The 15,918-nt window shown below is 58.5% G+C and carries 17 protein-coding genes and 1 tRNA gene; 15 read left to right on the top strand and 3 right to left on the bottom strand.

Features of this window, described 5'->3' with window-relative positions; translation table 11 throughout:
* From thrS to Q7V20_RS04865, 11 genes are all read left to right on the top strand, one after another.
* Window positions 1-1,191 (top strand): threonine--tRNA ligase (gene thrS / locus Q7V20_RS04915; protein ID WP_304787781.1); only part of this gene is annotated, 1,191 nt, incomplete at its 5' end.
* Between the two features lie 96 nt (window positions 1,192-1,287).
* Window positions 1,288-1,851: a translation initiation factor IF-3 gene (gene infC / locus Q7V20_RS04910; RefSeq protein WP_370652405.1), complete on the top strand. Its 564-nt coding sequence runs from the start codon at window positions 1,288-1,290 to the stop codon at window positions 1,849-1,851.
* A gap of 161 nt (window positions 1,852-2,012) precedes the next feature.
* Window positions 2,013-2,216 carry a 50S ribosomal protein L35 gene (gene rpmI / locus Q7V20_RS04905; protein WP_230182303.1) on the top strand — a complete coding sequence of 68 codons (204 nt, stop codon included), beginning with the start codon at window positions 2,013-2,015 and terminating at the stop codon, window positions 2,214-2,216.
* A 38-nt stretch (window positions 2,217-2,254) separates the two neighbouring features.
* A complete protein-coding gene (gene rplT / locus Q7V20_RS04900; protein ID WP_230182304.1) occupies window positions 2,255-2,614 on the top strand; it encodes a 50S ribosomal protein L20 in 360 nt (119 codons plus the stop codon).
* 132 nt (window positions 2,615-2,746) lie between these two features.
* Window positions 2,747-3,784, top strand: a complete 1,038-nt coding sequence (gene pheS, locus Q7V20_RS04895) for a phenylalanine--tRNA ligase subunit alpha (RefSeq protein ID WP_304787776.1) — start codon at window positions 2,747-2,749, stop codon at window positions 3,782-3,784.
* A 32-nt stretch (window positions 3,785-3,816) separates the two neighbouring features.
* The gene (locus tag Q7V20_RS04890; RefSeq protein ID WP_304787774.1) at window positions 3,817-4,851 is read left to right on the top strand and encodes an NAD(P)-dependent alcohol dehydrogenase; all 1,035 of its coding nucleotides are present in this window, start codon (window positions 3,817-3,819) and stop codon (window positions 4,849-4,851) included.
* A 26-nt stretch (window positions 4,852-4,877) separates the two neighbouring features.
* A complete protein-coding gene (gene pheT / locus Q7V20_RS04885) occupies window positions 4,878-7,310 on the top strand; it encodes a phenylalanine--tRNA ligase subunit beta (RefSeq protein ID WP_304787771.1) in 2,433 nt (810 codons plus the stop codon).
* Window positions 7,307-7,669 (top strand): integration host factor subunit alpha, encoded by a 363-nt coding sequence (locus tag Q7V20_RS04880; protein WP_304787769.1) that lies wholly within the window; start codon window positions 7,307-7,309, stop codon window positions 7,667-7,669. The genes pheT and Q7V20_RS04880 overlap by 4 nt, the downstream gene beginning before the upstream one ends.
* Before the next feature lie 69 nt (window positions 7,670-7,738).
* Entirely contained in the window at window positions 7,739-8,251 is a 513-nt protein-coding gene (locus Q7V20_RS04875) for a MerR family transcriptional regulator (RefSeq protein WP_304787767.1), read from the top strand.
* A gap of 28 nt (window positions 8,252-8,279) precedes the next feature.
* Window positions 8,280-8,356, top strand: a tRNA-Pro gene (locus tag Q7V20_RS04870).
* Window positions 8,357-8,557: 201 nt separating this feature from the next.
* A complete protein-coding gene (locus tag Q7V20_RS04865; RefSeq protein WP_304787765.1) occupies window positions 8,558-9,154 on the top strand; it encodes a 3'-5' exonuclease in 597 nt (198 codons plus the stop codon).
* A 38-nt stretch (window positions 9,155-9,192) separates the two neighbouring features.
* Here Q7V20_RS04865 and Q7V20_RS04860 read toward each other — a convergent pair whose 3' ends face one another.
* Together Q7V20_RS04860 and Q7V20_RS04855 are read right to left on the bottom strand one after the other, a co-directional pair.
* On the bottom strand, window positions 9,193-10,518 hold the full coding sequence (locus tag Q7V20_RS04860) for a dicarboxylate/amino acid:cation symporter (RefSeq protein WP_304787763.1): 1,326 nt from the start codon (window positions 10,516-10,518) through the stop codon (window positions 9,193-9,195).
* 102 nt (window positions 10,519-10,620) lie between these two features.
* The gene (locus Q7V20_RS04855; RefSeq protein ID WP_304787761.1) at window positions 10,621-11,631 is read right to left on the bottom strand and encodes a bile acid:sodium symporter family protein; all 1,011 of its coding nucleotides are present in this window, start codon (window positions 11,629-11,631) and stop codon (window positions 10,621-10,623) included.
* An 86-nt stretch (window positions 11,632-11,717) separates the two neighbouring features.
* Between Q7V20_RS04855 and Q7V20_RS04850 the strand changes: the two genes are divergently transcribed.
* Window positions 11,718-12,068, top strand: a complete 351-nt coding sequence (locus Q7V20_RS04850) for a GFA family protein (protein ID WP_304787759.1) — start codon at window positions 11,718-11,720, stop codon at window positions 12,066-12,068.
* A gap of 13 nt (window positions 12,069-12,081) precedes the next feature.
* On the opposite strand, the gene Q7V20_RS04845 is transcribed toward Q7V20_RS04850, so the two are convergent.
* The gene (locus tag Q7V20_RS04845; protein ID WP_304787758.1) at window positions 12,082-12,708 is read right to left on the bottom strand and encodes a bifunctional 2-polyprenyl-6-hydroxyphenol methylase/3-demethylubiquinol 3-O-methyltransferase UbiG; all 627 of its coding nucleotides are present in this window, start codon (window positions 12,706-12,708) and stop codon (window positions 12,082-12,084) included.
* Window positions 12,709-13,248: 540 nt separating this feature from the next.
* On the opposite strand from Q7V20_RS04845, the gene Q7V20_RS04840 reads away from it, so the two are divergent.
* The 3 genes from Q7V20_RS04840 to Q7V20_RS04830 all read left to right on the top strand — a co-directional run bounded on the left by Q7V20_RS04840 (window position 13,249) and on the right by Q7V20_RS04830 (window position 15,814).
* Window positions 13,249-14,268 (top strand): TIR domain-containing protein, encoded by a 1,020-nt coding sequence (locus Q7V20_RS04840; protein WP_304787756.1) that lies wholly within the window; start codon window positions 13,249-13,251, stop codon window positions 14,266-14,268.
* A 126-nt stretch (window positions 14,269-14,394) separates the two neighbouring features.
* A complete protein-coding gene (locus Q7V20_RS04835; RefSeq protein WP_304787754.1) occupies window positions 14,395-14,799 on the top strand; it encodes a hypothetical protein in 405 nt (134 codons plus the stop codon).
* Window positions 14,800-14,851: 52 nt separating this feature from the next.
* Complete coding sequence (locus tag Q7V20_RS04830; RefSeq protein ID WP_304787751.1) at window positions 14,852-15,814, top strand: hypothetical protein; 963 nt, start codon at window positions 14,852-14,854, stop codon at window positions 15,812-15,814.
* Window positions 15,815-15,918 lie beyond the last annotated feature (104 nt).

Genomic DNA, 15,918 nt, shown 5'->3' with positions numbered 1-15,918 from the left:
AAGCGCGACCACCGCAAGCTGGGCCGCGAACTGGATTTGTTCCACATCGACGACCATGCCCCCGGCGTCGTCTTCTGGCACCCCAATGGCTGGACCGTGTGGCAAGCCGTGGAGCAGTACATGCGCCAGGTCTACCGCGACAACGGCTACAACGAAGTCAAGGGCCCGCAGATCCTGGACAAGACCTTGTGGGAGAAAACCGGCCACTGGGACAAGTACCGCGAGAACATGTTCACCACCGAGAGTGAAAAGCGCGACTACGCCCTCAAGCCCATGAACTGCCCGGGCCACATCCTGATCTTCAACCAGGGCATCAAGAGCTACCGCGACCTGCCCGTGCGCTACGGCGAGTTCGGCCAATGCCACCGCAACGAGCCCACCGGCGGCCTGCACGGCATCATGCGCGTGCGCGGCTTCACGCAGGACGACGGCCACATCTTCTGCACCGAAGACCAGATCCTGCAAGAGTGCGTGGACTTCACGGCACTGCTGCAGAAGGTCTACCAAGACTTTGGCTTCACCGACATCATCTACAAGGTGGCCACGCGCCCGGAAGCCCGCATCGGCAGCGACGAAGTCTGGGACAAGGCCGAGCAAGCCCTGATCGAAAGCCTGCGCGCCACCGGCAGCGAGTTCGAGATTGCGCCAGGCGAGGGCGCCTTCTACGGCCCCAAGATCGAATACACGCTGAAAGACGCGCTGGGCCGCCACTGGCAGTGCGGCACGATTCAGGTCGATTTCTCGATGCCGCAGCGCCTGAATGCCGAATACGTGACCGACACCAGCGAGCGCCAGCACCCCGTGATGTTGCACCGCGCCATCCTCGGCAGCCTGGAGCGTTTCATCGGGATTTTGATCGAACAGCACGCTGGCGCACTGCCGGTTTGGCTGGCGCCGACCCAGGTTGTGGTGCTCAACATCACTGATTCGCAGGCGGATTACGTCAAGCAGGTGACCAAAACATTGCAAAAACAAGGACTTAGGGTCAAATTGGATTTGCGTAACGAGAAAATCACCTATAAAATCCGCGAGCATTCGCTACAGAAGGTGCCTTACATCCTCGTTGTCGGTGACAAAGAGAAGGATGCTGGTGCCGTCGCCGTGCGCGCCCGGGGCAATCAAGACCTCGGTGTGATGTCGCTAGACAGCTTCTCCCAGAGGATTGCTCAAGACATCGCCAGCAAGGCTTGAGGTGAAGCGTGGGTGTTTTCAGCCCACGCCAGCTTCGCTTTCCGGGACGCGTGTTTCATTGTTGACTGGTGCGAGCTCCATTGAAGAGCCCGTGGCCTGAAGGAATTCGAGATCGCTAACTTTTTTGACCGCCGGACGCCCAATGTTGAGCGCAAGCACCGGCTGAATCGTGAGATCACTGCGCTAGAGGTCCGTTTGAACGGGATTGAGAACGAGCCTTTGGGCATCGTGAGCATCCAGGACGCTTTGCGCATGTCTGCCGAAGCCGATGTGGACCTGGTCGAAATTGCCGCCGCGGCTGAGCCGCCGGTCTGTCGTCTGATGGACTACGGCAAGTTCAAGTACCAGGAGCAGAAGAAGGCTCACGACGCCAAGCTCAAGCAGAAGGTGATCGAAGTCAAGGAAGTCAAATTCCGTCCGGGCACGGACGAAGGCGACTACCAGATCAAGATGCGCAATTTGCGCAAGTTCCTGGAAGACGGCGACAAGGGCAAAGTGACCTTGCGCTATCGGGGCCGAGAAATCACCCACCAGGACATCGGCATGAGGTTGTTGGAGCGTGTGCGTGATGAGCTCACCGATGTGTCGGTGGTCGAAAACATGCCCAAGCTGGAAGGACGCCAGATGATCATGATCCTGGGTCCGAAGCGGAAGAAGTGATTGTTTGTTTGAAGTGACGAGATGACATCTCCCGGGCAACCGGGGGTGTTTGCCCTGGAGAAGGTTTGGTCGCCGTCTCCGTGGGTTCAAAGTGCCTGCAGGCCATCAAGACGCGGAGAAGTTCGCGGCGCCTGTCAGGAACAATTTAAAAGGAGCAGAACATGCCCAAAATGAAGACCAAGAGCAGTGCGAAAAAGCGTTTTCGCGTGCGTCCGGGTGGCACCGTCAAGCGCGGTTCCGCCTTCAAGCGCCACATCCTGACCAAAAAGTCCACGAAGACGAAGCGCCAACTGCGCGGCATCTCCAACGTGCATGAAACCAACATGAGCTCCGTCGCACAGATGTTGCCCGGGTTTGGTATCTGATTTTTTGATTTTGATTCATCGCCTGAAGGAGTTCATCCATGCCTCGCGTTAAACGTGGTGTAACAGCCCGTGCTCGTCACAAAAAAGTCCTCGCCCTAGCCAAGGGTTTCCGCGGTCGCCGCAAGAACGTTTTCCGCATTGCCAAGCAAGCGGTCATGAAAGCTGGGCAATATGCCTACCGTGACCGCCGTGCCAAGAAACGCGTGTTCCGTCGCTTGTGGATTGCCCGGATTAACGCCGGCAGCCGTTCACTGGGCTTGACTTACAGCAAGTTCATGGCCGGCATCAAGAAAGCGTCGATCGAGATCGACCGCAAGGTCCTGTCCGACATGGCCATCAACGACCCGGCTGCTTTTGCAAGCCTGGTTGAGATCGCCAAGTCCAAGTTGGCCGCTTGATAGCCTTGCACAGCACACCATGCTGAAACGGTTCGGCTGAATTTCAGCCGAGCTTTCACAAAGGCCTGACCCCGTGTCCGGCCTTTTTTTTCGACGCCATACGCCCAAAAACACGACGAAGAACGCGACGACATGAACGACCTCGAACTACTGGTTCAAACCGCTGCCGAGGCTTTTGCCGCCGCTGCAACCCCTGCCGATCTGGAGAACGCCAAGGCGCGCTTTCTGGGCAAGTCTGGCAGCCTGACGGAGCTGCTCAAGGGCATGGGCGCGCTGAGCGTGGAAGACAAGAAGACGCGCGGCGCCGCCATCAACCAGGCCAAGCAGCAGGTCGAAGCTGCCTTGACGGCACGCCGTCAAGCCTTGGCCGATGACGAGCTGGCCTTGCAACTGCGGGCCGAAAGCCTGGACGTGAGCTTGCCTGGTCGCCGTCGCGGCGAGGGCGGCCTGCACCCCGTGTCACTGACGCTGGAGCGCATGGAAGCCATCTTCGGCTCGATGGGTTTTGCTGTGGCCGATGGCCCGGAAATCGAGACCGATTGGTTCAACTTCACGGCTCTGAACACCCCTGAAGACCATCCCGCGCGCTCCATGCACGACACCTTCTATGTGGAAGGCGGCAACCTGCTGCGCACGCACACCAGCCCGATGCAGGTGCGCTACGCGGTGCAGCACGTCAAGCAGCACGCCGAGGCCGTGGGCCGTGGCGAGCGCATCCCCGAGATCCGTGTGATCGCGCCGGGCCGCACTTATCGCGTGGACAGCGATGCCACTCACTCGCCGATGTTCCACCAGTGCGAAGGCTTATGGATTGGCGAGGCCGTGAGCTTCACCGACCTGAAGGCGGTGTTCGCCGATTTCTTCCGCAATTTCTTCGAGACGGACGACCTGGACATTCGTTTCCGGCCCTCGTTCTTCCCCTTCACCGAACCTTCGGCCGAGGTGGACATCGCGTTCGCCAGTGGCCCCTTGAATGGCCGTTGGCTGGAAGTGGGCGGTTCAGGCCAGGTGCACCCCAATGTGGTCCGCAACTTTGGCCTGGACCCTGAAAAGTACATTGGCTTTGCCTTCGGCCTGGGGCCGGATCGCCTGACGATGCTGCGCTACGGGGTCAATGACCTGCGCTTGTTCTATGAAGGCGATCTGCGCTTTTTGTCGCAGTTTCAGTGAAGATGGGTGTTTCCACCTCAGGAGCCGAAGCAATGACCACCGCCGCCACGTCCATCCAAGCCTGGGCCGCCAATGCCGCGAAGCAGCCGCTCGAGCCTTTCAACTACGAGCCGGGCCCGCTGGGGCTGGAAGAAGTCGAGATCCAGGTCGAGCACTGTGGCCTGTGTCACTCTGATCTTTCATTGATCGACAACGAGTGGGGCGTGGCGCCTTACCCGATGGTGGGTGGCCACGAGGTCATCGGGCGGGTGGTGGCCTTGGGTTCGTCGGCCAAAGGCCTCAAGCTGGGCCAACGCGTGGGCCTGGGCTGGAACTCGTCCAGCTGCACGCATTGCAATCCTTGCTTGAGCGGCCTCCAGCAACTTTGCCGAAAGGCTCAACCCACCATCATCGGTCACCATGGCGGCTTTGCCGAACGGGTGCGTGCGCATTGGGTTTGGGTTGCGCCCATTCCTGAAGGCCTGGATGCCAGCAAGGCCGGGCCTTTGTTGTGTGGCGGCGTGACGGTGTTCTCGCCTTTCCTCACGTACGACGTCAAGCCCACGCACCGCATCGGCGTGGTGGGCATCGGGGGGCTGGGCCACCTGGCGCTGAAGTTTGGCCGGGCCTGGGGTTGCGAGGTCACGGCCTTCACCTCGTCCGAATCCAAGCGCGACGAAGCCTTGCAGTTGGGCGCGCACCGCGTGGTCTCCAGTGTGGATCCGGCGTCCATGAAGCAGATCGTGGGGCAGCTTGACCTGGTGCTGGTCACCGTCAACGTGATGCTGAACTGGAAGGCCATCATGGGCACCCTGGCGCCGAATGGCCGCTTGCACCTGGTAGGGGTGCAGACAGAGGCCGTGCCGGTGGACATCCGCAGCCTGATGAATGCACAGCGCAGTTTGTCGGCCTCGCCCACGGGCTCGCGCACCGACATCGACGCCATGCTGGCCTTCGCCGCGCGCCATGGCATCGCCCCGCAAACCGAACATTTCCCGATGAGCCGCATCAACGATGCGCTGGACCACCTGCGCGCCGGCAAGGCCCGTTACCGCGTGGTGCTGGACGCCGATTTCACGCAAGCTTGATTTCATAGATTTCCCAAGGATCCCTCATGCAATTTCCCGAGTCCTGGCTGCGTTCGTTTTGCAACCCTGACCTGAGCACCCAGCAACTGGCCGATCTGTTGACCATGGCCGGTCTGGAGGTGGAAGAGCAGCAGCCAGTGGCGCCTCCTTTCACCGGCGTGGTGGTGGGCCTGGTGCTGGAAGTGGCCAAGCACCCCGATGCCGACCGCCTGAACGTGTGCAAGGTGGACGCGGGCACGGGCGAGGTGCTGCAGATCGTGTGTGGCGCGGCCAATGTGGCCGTGGGCATCAAGGTGCCTTGCGCCACCGTGGGTGCCGAGTTGCCGCCTGGTGCCGATGGCAAGCCTTTCAAGATCAAGCTGGGCAAGCTGCGTGGGGTTGAGAGCCAGGGCATGCTTTGTTCTGCGCGCGAACTGGGTGTGTCTGAAGAAGCCTCGGGCCTGCACATCCTGCCGGCCGATGCGCCCGTGGGCACCCGCATCCGCGACTACCTGAAGCTGGACGACACGCTGCTGACGCTCAAGCTCACGCCCAATCTGGCGCACTGCCTGAGCGTGCAGGGCGTGGCCCGTGAGGTCGCGGCCCTGACCGGCGCGCACTTGAACAAGCCCGTCATCAAGCACGTGGTGCCCACCATCGATGACCGCGTGCCAGTCAAGCTCACGGCGCCCGATCTGTGCGGACGTTTTGCCGGCCGCGTCATCAAGGGCGTGAATCCCAAGGCCCCGACACCAGCCTGGATGGTCGACCGCCTGGCCCGTTGCGGACAGCGTTCGGTGTCGGCCCTGGTCGACATCTCCAACTACGTGATGTTTGAGCTGGGCCAGCCTTCGCATGTGTTCGATCTGGACAAGGTGCATGGCGGCCTGACCGTGCGTTGGGCGCAGCCTGGCGAGACGCTCAAGCTGCTCAATGGCCAGACCGTGGCCCTGGACGAGCATGTGGGCGTGATCGCCGACGAGCAGCAGCTGGAGTCGCTGGCCGGTGTGATGGGTGGCGATTCGACTTCGGTGGGCGACGACACGCGCAATGTCTACCTGGAAGCGGCTTTCTGGTGGCCCAAGGCCATCGCGGGTCGTGCGCGCCGCTACAACTTCTCGACCGATGCCTCGCACCGCTATGAGCGCGGCGTGGATCCGGCCCCCACGGTGGAGGCCATCGAGCACATCACGCGCTTGATCCTGGACATTTGCGGTGGCCAAGCCGGCCCGGTCGATGACCACGTCGTCAAGGCCGTTGAGCGCCCGCCTGTCACGCTGCGCCTGTCGCGCGCACAAAAAGTCATCGGCATGCCCGTGACCCTCGCGCAATGCCAGGAAGTGTTCACGCGCCTGGACCTGCATTACAGCACCCAGGCCGCCAAGGGTGGCGACACGAACCTGGTGGTGATCCCGCCCAGCTGGCGCTTTGATCTGCAGATCGAAGAAGACCTGATTGAAGAGGTTGTGCGCGTGATTGGCTTCGACCAGTTGCCCAAGCGCCCACCCATCGCGCCCATCGAAGCGCAGGTGTTGCCAGAAGCCAAGCGCAGCCTGTTCGCCGTGCGGCGCTCGGTGGCCAGCCGTGGCTATCAAGAGACCATCAACTTCAGCTTCGTGGAAGAACGCTGGGAGCGCGAGCTGGCGGGCAACGAGAACCCCATCCGTGTGCTCAACCCCATCGCCAGCCCCTTGAGCGTGATGCGCTCCAGCCTGGTGGGCAGCCTGGTCGAAGTGCTGCGCACCAATCTGTCGCGCAAGGCCGACCGCGTGCGCATTTTCGAGATTGGCCGCGTGTTCAAGCGCGATGCCTCGGTCATCAACAGCGACCAGACCGTGGCTGGCATCGATCAGCCCGTTCGAGTCACGGGCCTGGCTTACGGCCCGGCCGATGTGCAGCAATGGGGCGCCGCATCGCGCACCGTTGATTTCTTCGATGTGAAGGGCGATGTGGAGGCCTTGCTGGCGCCGCGTCAGCCTCGCTTTGTGGCGGCCGAGCATCCTGCCTTCCACCCCGGCCGCTGTGCCCGCGTCGAACTGGACGGCCAAGCCGTTGGTTTCATTGGCGAGCTGCACCCCAAATGGCGCCAGGGCTATGAGTTGCCCCAGGCCCCGGTAATGTTCGAACTGGATGCCGCCGTGCTGACCCAACGCGTGGTGCCATCCTTCCAGTCGGTGCCGCGCCTGCAATCGGTCTACCGTGACCTGGCCCTGGTGGTGAATGACAGCATCACGCACGATGCCTTGATGGCGGCGATCACCGAGGCGCCCTCTGAAGGCTTGGTGCGTGGCGCGCGCCTGTTCGACATCTACAAGCCCAAGGCTGCCGTGGCCGGCATGGCCGAGAACGAGCGCAGCCTGGCTGTGCGCATCGAATTGCGTGACGACGAGCAGACCTTGACCGACGAGCGCATCGAAGCATCCTTGAAAGGCGTGCTGGCGTCCTTGTCCGAACGCGTCAGTGCGCGGGTGCGATCATGACCGACAAGATTCCGCCCGAAGTGCATGTGCTGTTGCCGACCCTGGAGACGCCCACGCTGACCAAGGCCGACCTGTCCGAGATGCTGTTTGACCGGCTCGGCCTGAACAAGCGCGAGTCCAAGGACATGGTCGAGGCGTTTTTCGAGCTGGTGCACGAGACGCTGGACCAAGGTCAGGACGTGAAGCTGTCGGGCTTTGGCAACTTCCAGATTCGGCGCAAGGCACCCCGTCCGGGGCGCAATCCGCGCACCGGCGAGGCCATTCCCATCGCCGAACGCCATGTGGTGACCTTCCACGCCAGCCAGAAGCTGAAGGGCATGGTGCAAGGAGACTCACCCATCGAGGACGAGTTGGAGTAAAGTCTCAGGCCCTTCACCGATCTTGTTGATTTAGATCGGGAAATTGCCAACACGGGCCTTTTGACGATCATGGACAGCGCCTTGCCGCCAATTCCTGCGAAACGCTACTTCACCATCGGTGAAGTGAGTGAACTGTGCCTGGTCAAGCCATATGTGCTGCGCTACTGGGAGCAGGAGTTCGTCCAGCTCAAACCCATGAAGCGGCGCGGCAACCGGCGCTACTACCAGCACCACGAGGTGCTGCTGATCCGCAGCATCCGCGGGCTGCTGTACGACCAGGGCTTCACCATCAGCGGGGCGCGCAACCGCCTGACCGAGTTGGGCGCCCGTGGGGCCTTGCCCAAGCTGGATCCAGCCTTGCTGGGCGAAGAGGCCGAGCCTTTGGACGAGGCAATGGAGCAGCACCCCGCCGTTGCCTTGCAAGCTGGCACGCGTGCGCCTGCCACGTCCCAGCGCGTGGCCCATGCCACGCCCGAGACCGCCTGGTTGGGGCCCGATGTGCGCGAGGTGCAAAAGGCCAGTCCGCAAGCTGTCGAACAACTGCGCGAAGCCTTGTTGTCGATTCGCGAATTGCTGGAATGACCAAAATCAATGGTATAGTCTAAGTCTTCGGGGCGTAGCGCAGCCTGGTAGCGCACTTGCATGGGGTGCAAGGGGTCGTGAGTTCGAATCCCACCGTCCCGACCAAGCATCACGAGGGTTAGTAGGTTAGCGCCTACTAACCCTTTCGTGTTTCTGGGCCACCTTGATGCCCGAGTTATCCCCGGCTTCTGTGGATAACCTTGTTGGCAAGTGCTGGGTAAAGCGTCCCTCCCCAGGCAAGCGCTTTCTGTGCTGCGAAATGAGGCAGTTCCGTGACATCTGGAGCATCCTTTGTCCCTGAGAAAAATGGCCCCGACCAAAGAAGAGACTGCGGTGATGCCGCCGTTCCCAGGTTTGCCCCTGGAGCGCATCTTCGTGCCCAGAACCCAGGCCGAGTTCGCTGCGGCGTTTGAGGAGATCGTGGCGGCAGGCCGGGCGGGCTTCGACACCGAATCCAAGCCCACCTTCACGTTTGGCGAGGTCAGCGAAGGCCCGCACGTGGTGCAGTTCGCCTTGAACGACAAGGCCTTCATCTTCCAGCCGCACCGCAGCGAGGGCCACGACTTCCTGACCGAGCTGTTGCGCTCTGACAAGGTGCTCAAGGTGGGTTTCGGGCTTCAATCCGACAAAGGGCAGATCCACGCCAAGCTGGGCGTCCAACTTCAGGCGGTGCTTGATCTGAACAGCGTGTTCCGCAAAGAGGGCTACAACAACTCGATGGGTGTGCGGGCGGCGGTGGGCGTGGTGTTTCAGCAGCACTTCCACAAGTCCAAGAAGACGACCACCTCCAACTGGGAGGCGCGTGAACTCACGGACAAGCAGTTGCTGTATGCCGCCAATGACGCCTATGCCGCGCTCATGGTGCTGGAGGCCTTGAAGCTGTCGCACCCCGATTTGCCATAGCGCTCACCGGGGCCTGATGGCCTGATCAGGCCATCCGATCAGACGGGCATGCGTTGCTCGACCCGGTCCAGCACGGCTTCCGGCTCTTGCGCCTCTGCCTCGGTCTCATTGTTCAGTTGCCTGTGCAGGCGGGCCTTGTCCAGGTCACCGGTCATGTTGGCCACCACGATCGTGGCCACGCCATTGCCCACCAGGTTGGTCAGCGCGCGGGCCTCCGACATGAAGCGATCAATGCCCAGGATCAGCGCCAGCCCCGCGACCGGCACGCCGCCCACCGCCGACAAGGTTGCGGCCAGCACGATGAAGCCGCTGCCGGTGACACCAGCAGCCCCCTTGGAGGTGAGCAGCAGCACGGCCAGCAAGGTGAGCTGCTGGGTCAGTGTCATGGGGGTGTTGGTGGCCTGCGCCACGAAAATCGCGGCCATGGTCAGGTAGATGGAGGTGCCGTCGAGGTTGAAGGAATAGCCGGTGGGAATGACCAGGCCGACCACCGACTTGCGCGCGCCCAGGTTCTCCATCTTGACCATCATGCGCGGCAGCACCGATTCGGACGACGAGGTGCCCAGCACGATCAGCAGCTCTTCCTTGATGTACTTGATGAACTTCCAGATCGAGAAGCCGTTGAGCCAGGTGATGAAGCCCAACACGATGAACACGAAGAGCAGGCAGGTGATGTAGAAGGTGCCCATCAGCTTGCCGAGCGACAAGAGCGAGCCGACGCCGTACTTGCCAATGGTGAAGGCCATGGCGCCAAAGGCACCGATGGGGGCCAGCTTCATGATCATGCCGACGATGCTGAACAGCACGTGTGAGCTCTTCTCGATGAAGTCGAACACCAGCGTGCCGCGCCCTCCAAACTTGTGCAGCGCAAAGCCGAACAGCAAGGCGAACAGCAGCACTTGCAGGATGTCGCCCTTGGCGAAGGCATCAAACACTGTCGAGGGGATGATGTTGAGCAGGAAGTCGGTCGTGGTCTGCATCTTGCCGGGCGCCGTGTAGGCGGCGATGCCATGCGTGTCCAGTGACTTGGGATCGATGTTCATGCCCACGCCTGGCTGCACCAGGTTGACGATCACCAGGCCAATGACCAGTGCGATGGTGCTGACCACTTCGAAGTACAGCAAGGCCAGGCCGCCGGTCTTGCCGACCTTCTTCATGTCCTCCATGCCTGCGATGCCAACCACCACAGTGCAGAAGATGATCGGGGCGATGATCATCTTGATGAGCTTGATGAATCCATCGCCCAGTGGCTTCATGGCCTCGCCGGTGGATGGATAAAAATGACCCAGCAACACGCCAATGACGATGGCGGTGATGACCTGGAAATAAAGCGACTTGTAGAGGGGTGGTTTGGGCATGCTCATCTCCTGGTGGACACCGCGGGATCACGAGGCAGTATGCCGATTTGCACTGCTTGCGCCGTACGTAGATCCCACAGAGATGAGCAGGGGCCTGGGCCTCGTGGGCTACTCTCGCTGGGCCGCGGTGCGCGCTGCGTATTGGCGCGCCATCAGCGAACACACAAACAGTTGAAGCTGGTGATAGAACATGATGGGCAGCACCAGCACGCCCAACGCAGGGTCGCCACCGAACAGCAAGCGCGCCATGGGTATGCCTGAGGCCAGCGTCTTCTTCGATCCGCAGAACACTGCCACGATCTCATCCTCGACCGGGAAGCCCATGGCCTTGGCCACGCGCTTGGTGAACCACAGCATGGGGAAGAGGAACAGCGCCGCGCCCACCAGCGTGATGGCGATCAGGCTCAGGCCATGCTTGCTCCATAGGCCATCGGCCACCGAATCGCTGAACGAGCACCACACCAGCAGCAGGATCACGCCCTTGTCCACCAGCGTGGTCTTGGGCTTGATGCTTTTGAAGAAATTGCCCAGCCAGGGCCGCAGCAATTGGCCCAGCACGAAGGGCAGCAACAACATGCGCGCCACCTTCAACATGGTGTCACCCAGGTCCATTCCCTGGCCAGCGCCACCATGGCTGCCAAACACCAGGCTGGCCAGCAAGGGGGTGAGGAACACGCCCAGCAAGGTCGACAGCGTGGCGTTCAAGATGGCCGCGGCCACATTGCCCCGCGCCAGCCCCGTCATCGTGACCGAGGATGAGACTGTGGACGGCAACACCGCCAGGTAGAAAAACCCCAGCAGCAGATCGTGCGGGATGTACGGGCCCAGGCCCAGGCTCAGCAACCACCACCACAGCGGAAATGCCACGAAGGTGCACACCTGCACCACCAGGTGCAGCCGCCAGCGCGAGGCGCCTTGCTTGAGGCTGTCGGTCGACAAGCCCATGCCGTGCAGGAAGAACACGATGAAGATGCCGACATTGCCCACCTGGTCCAGGTGCAGGGTGCCGCCGGTTTTGCCCAATTGGGGCAGCAGGGAGGCCAGCAACACGGCGGCGATCATGCCGACGAGGAAGCCGTCAACAGCGCCGCGTTGCGTAGAGGGTGGGCGTTGCATCATGATGGTTGGGTCAACAAACAAACGAACAGCGAAGGCTCAAGGGTAATGCCTGAGTGCTTGTCCGCTTTCAACACTGGAGAACCAGGATGACGACCCACCAAGGAAGCTGCCATTGCGGCCGCGTGAAGTTCGAAGCCGAGGGCGAGATCACCTCGGCTTTGTCGTGCAACTGCTCCATCTGCCAGCGCAAGGGATCATTGCTTTGGTTCATACCGCGCGCGTCGCTGCGACTGCTCACGCCTGATGAAAACGCCAGCACCTACCTGTTCAACAAGCACGTGATCAAGCACCGCTTCTGCGCCAACTGCGGCATCCACCCTTATGGCGAGGGCACCGCGCCTTCAGGCGAAGCCACGGCGGCCATCAACCTGCGCTGCATCGAGGGCATTGATCTGGAGGCCATCCCGGTCAAGCACTTTGATGGGCGGGCGATGTGAACGCGGCGATCAATCAGGGCCTGCGCCACACGCTGGCCAGCCAGGGTTGTTGCTCGCGCGGCAGGCCCTCGGGGCGGTAGTAGTGCGTCAGCTCGGTGAAGCCGGCCGCCGTGAGGTGATCGCGCCAGGCGGGGAGGTCGTGGTAGCTGCCATAGCGGCCACCGCTCCAGCCCTCTTGGCCCTGGCCGCGCGGGTTGGAGCTGAACAGCACGCCGCCGGGTTTGAGCGTGGTGTGCAGTTCTTTCAGCACGCGGGGCAGCTCCTGGCCGGGCACGTGGAAGAGCGAGGCGTTGGCGAAGATGCCGTCGAAGTGCGCGGGCGGCAGGTCGAGCGCCAGGAAGCTTTGGTGCCAGACCTCGCAACCTGTGTGGGTGCGCGCCATCTCGGCGAAGCGCTCGGCGCCGTCCAGGCCGATGGCGTGGTGGCCCATTTGCGCGAAGGCCTTCAGATCACGGCCGGGGCCGCAGCCGAAGTCCAGCAGGGTGAAAGGGGCGGGCGCCCGGATGTGGGTGAGGAGGGCGGTGATGTTCTGACGGACATCGTGGTCGCGCGTGCCATGCCAGAACTGCTCGGCCTGCTGGTTGTAGTGGTCGAGGGTGGTGGTTGCGATGAGGGTGAGGTCGGTGGGGGTCAAGGGCATGCTGGATGATGGCAGAAGCTTGTGCGCGACGCTTTGATCGTGGGGCGCCAGGCTTTGAGGGTGGTGCTCGAAGGTTTTAGGGTGGTGAGCCAGGCTTTTTTGCTTGGCGCGTGCGCCAAAAATGGTGGTGCACGAGGGGCAGCGGGCGGCGGGCTAGGCTTTTAGTCTGGCGCGCGAGGCTTTGAGGGTGGAGGACCGAGCCAAAAAGGGTGACGTGTGCCCCTTTATGGTTGGCGAACGAGGCTTTGAGCTCGGGCGGGCGAGCATTTGGGGTTTGTGTGCAAGAAAAATCGGCTCATGGCTGGCAGGGATGGGGCATGATGGAGCGCGTTTTTTCCATGACAGGGAGGGTACTAATGAAGCAAAAGCTTGGTTCTGAGTGGATGCTTTGGGCCATGCTTGGGTTTACTAGGTCATTTCCCAATTTTCTTTGGACCTCTAAACGCAGGTAATTCCTCAGATCGTGGCCTAAATGATAATTGGGATTTTGGTTGCCTCAAGTACCCTACTAAACAAAATTTGCGAATAGGAATTCCATAAATGAAGGTGTTTCTTAGTTGGTCAGGCGAACTGAGCCACAAGGTGGCCATAACATTCCGGGACTGGCTACCATCTGTAATTCAGTCAATAGTTCCATATGTATCATCCGAAGATATTGACAAGGGTGCTCGCTGGAGCACTGACATAGCTAAAGAGTTAGAAAATTCCACATTTGGCATATTGTGTGTCACAAAAGAAAACGTTCATGCGCCTTGGCTGACATTTGAGGCTGGAGCATTATCGAAGACGATGGAAAAATCTGCCGTTAGCCCGTTTCTTTTTGATATTAAACGCTCAGAAGTTAGTGGGCCAATTCTTCAATTTCAATCCACCATACTCGAAAAAGAGGACATTAAAAAATTAATGTTCTCTCTCAACAAGGCTTGCGGGAGTGAAACTCTCAGTGATGAACGCCTTGAAAAGGCATTCGCTGTCTGGTACCCAACTTTAGAGGAGCAGTTGAATGGGCTGCTCAGGTCCATGCCTTTACCATCAACACCAGATGAAGACGCGGCAATTGATTCAGCTGGTGAAATATTAGAAGAAATTCTCGATCTCACAAGAAACAACCAAAAGCTTCTACGCAATCCAGATGGCGAATTTGTAAAAGAGGTTGAATCCATAAAGATCATGCTTGAAAAAATAACAAAGCGCATAGATTTGGAAATTGAGCCCAGGCGATTTAGGCGCGACAAAAGAATGCATCCTATGTTTATTGAGGAGCTTCTTCATGCTTCGCCCCGGTTTGAGTCAAACCTAACCGGATTTCAAATCGCAGTAAGCCTTTTTAGAACAGATTTCCCTTGGCTTTACGACGCCGGCTTAGATGTGGCGCGTACGCTTCGCAGCACAGTCCCGGTAGAGGAAAAGAATGCCGCAGTAAGTGCATTTTTTGAACTCATTGAGTTCACGTTCGAGCATCCAATTATGCGGGAAATGTATATGCCGGACAAAGAAATGTGGGTAATGGTACGAGAGCTGCCAAGAATACTAAAGCGTTCTCTTGATCGTTATATTTAATATTATGGTGTTTCCTTTGCACAATGGGCATCGCCGCGCGGGCCCGAAATCCTAACTTGGTGTCCTGCGCGCTCGCGCTCCGGCGCCGGTTAACTTTGGCGTTAGCCTTATAAAATTAGGGGGCATATGAAGTTTATTGGAAAGTTCGGTGAGTACCTGACTCTTACGCGCCTGCTTGAAAACGAGGTTGAGGCTTATCCAGCAATCAAAATAAACCAAGACAGCTACGATTTGACTGCGATATCAAAGTCAGGCCGAATCTTAAGAATCCAAGTAAAAGCCACTGAACTGCAAAATAAGAGTACGAACAACAACATTGGTTCATTGGCTCGAGAGTTTGACTTCTTGGTTGTGGTCGTAGTGCATGGTGAGCGCGAAGCTGATTGCTATGTACTCACCCATGCAGAAGCCCATGCAATTCGTGGCACGTCAAAACTACTTGGTATCAGTCGCTTGGAAAAGCGAGCGTCTGTTGTCAAAGCAGAACTCGCTCAACATAAAGAACAATGGAGGCGAATCCGTGACGCCTAACTGTTGATGTTCTGCGTTTCGCTCCGGCACCCTTTAATGTTAGACACTAGGCATGGAAAGAATTTTGGCATCGCTAAAAGGAACGCTTGATAAGTCATTTTTAACAGACTTAAGAGCGTTTCTTTCAATTCACAAAAATGAATCTCAATTCGCAATTTTTAGCGACTATTGCATTGACGCAAAAAACAAATTCAACAATGTGGCTTCATTTACCATTGCCCCATCTTGGGCTGCTACACCCAAAATTGTTGAATTACTTGCAGAAAAAATTCCCAAAGACATTAAAAAAACGAAATGCATTGATCGAGATATAATTGAGGCTCTAAGTAACAGAACTTTTTTTCATGTCACATTTATATTAAAAAGCACTGCTGGCGTACTCTACTCAAAGGGTCACACCGACCAGCATGTTGCGCTCCTCAATATGGACAGCGTGACAGAAATGATAAAGATGTGGATAATTAACCAGCCAGAGGGTAAGGAAAAATTTGAAGAGCAAATCAAGCGATTTTCAATAGCCAAGTCAGAATTAAGTAAAAAGAGTGCAAACATGAAACTCTTTAAACTAATTTCGGTTGTTGCTATGTTGGCAGCATACCTGGCGTTCCTCCTATCAAAGGAGGCCAAATGTAAAAGTATCGTTTGGTTTTCGGATCGAGACAAAATTATTGATGCCTTTGGTGAAATATGTCGAGAGCTATTTGAAATCAATCACTATGGGCTGTGTCTGAAAGAAATGGCCGAGATGGAAATATCAAAAGTCGGCTATGGCATTGATGATGCTGGAATTGACAGACTTTGGTTCGACAGCCTAATCCGCTTACCGGACTACATGGCAGGCACCATTGCATCATGGGATATGAATGAAAATCTAGTATCCAGCCCCAAACATTCAGAGTTATTGAGAAGAGTTTTTGCACAAAATCCGTTTTGCGTTTTAATCAGCGCAACCATCGGAAGAAGTAATTTTAGCTTTAGCCGAATTGACGTTAGCAAGGCTCATTTTGGTGTGTAGCTCATGAGCTACACAGTGCCTTCTCGCAGCGGCCTAACTGGAGTCCATCCATCAGTCGACGTGTTGCGCACGTTGCTGCCGATCAACTGGGGTGTTGGCTTTTC

Origin of the sequence: Aquabacterium sp. (genome assembly GCF_030652515.1) — a bacterium.
GTDB lineage: Bacteria > Pseudomonadota > Gammaproteobacteria > Burkholderiales > Burkholderiaceae_C > Aquabacterium.
This window is presented reverse-complemented; position numbering and strand designations above follow the sequence as displayed.

Coding starts and splice junctions, on each gene's coding strand:
- pheT (WP_304787771.1), top strand. CDS start 4,878: ATGCAATTTCCCGAGTCCTGGCTGCGTTCGTTTTGCAACCCTGACCTG.
- Q7V20_RS04835 (WP_304787754.1), top strand. CDS start 14,395: ATGAAGTTTATTGGAAAGTTCGGTGAGTACCTGACTCTTACGCGCCTG.
- Q7V20_RS04860 (WP_304787763.1), bottom strand. CDS start 10,518: ATGAGCATGCCCAAACCACCCCTCTACAAGTCGCTTTATTTCCAGGTC.
- Q7V20_RS04855 (WP_304787761.1), bottom strand. CDS start 11,631: ATGATGCAACGCCCACCCTCTACGCAACGCGGCGCTGTTGACGGCTTC.
- rpmI (WP_230182303.1), top strand. CDS start 2,013: ATGCCCAAAATGAAGACCAAGAGCAGTGCGAAAAAGCGTTTTCGCGTG.
- rplT (WP_230182304.1), top strand. CDS start 2,255: ATGCCTCGCGTTAAACGTGGTGTAACAGCCCGTGCTCGTCACAAAAAA.
- Q7V20_RS04840 (WP_304787756.1), top strand. CDS start 13,249: ATGAAGGTGTTTCTTAGTTGGTCAGGCGAACTGAGCCACAAGGTGGCC.
- Q7V20_RS04880 (WP_304787769.1), top strand. CDS start 7,307: ATGACCGACAAGATTCCGCCCGAAGTGCATGTGCTGTTGCCGACCCTG.
- Q7V20_RS04845 (WP_304787758.1), bottom strand. CDS start 12,708: ATGCCCTTGACCCCCACCGACCTCACCCTCATCGCAACCACCACCCTC.
- Q7V20_RS04875 (WP_304787767.1), top strand. CDS start 7,739: ATGGACAGCGCCTTGCCGCCAATTCCTGCGAAACGCTACTTCACCATC.
- Q7V20_RS04890 (WP_304787774.1), top strand. CDS start 3,817: ATGACCACCGCCGCCACGTCCATCCAAGCCTGGGCCGCCAATGCCGCG.
- Q7V20_RS04830 (WP_304787751.1), top strand. CDS start 14,852: ATGGAAAGAATTTTGGCATCGCTAAAAGGAACGCTTGATAAGTCATTT.
- Q7V20_RS04850 (WP_304787759.1), top strand. CDS start 11,718: ATGACGACCCACCAAGGAAGCTGCCATTGCGGCCGCGTGAAGTTCGAA.
- pheS (WP_304787776.1), top strand. CDS start 2,747: ATGAACGACCTCGAACTACTGGTTCAAACCGCTGCCGAGGCTTTTGCC.
- Q7V20_RS04865 (WP_304787765.1), top strand. CDS start 8,558: ATGGCCCCGACCAAAGAAGAGACTGCGGTGATGCCGCCGTTCCCAGGT.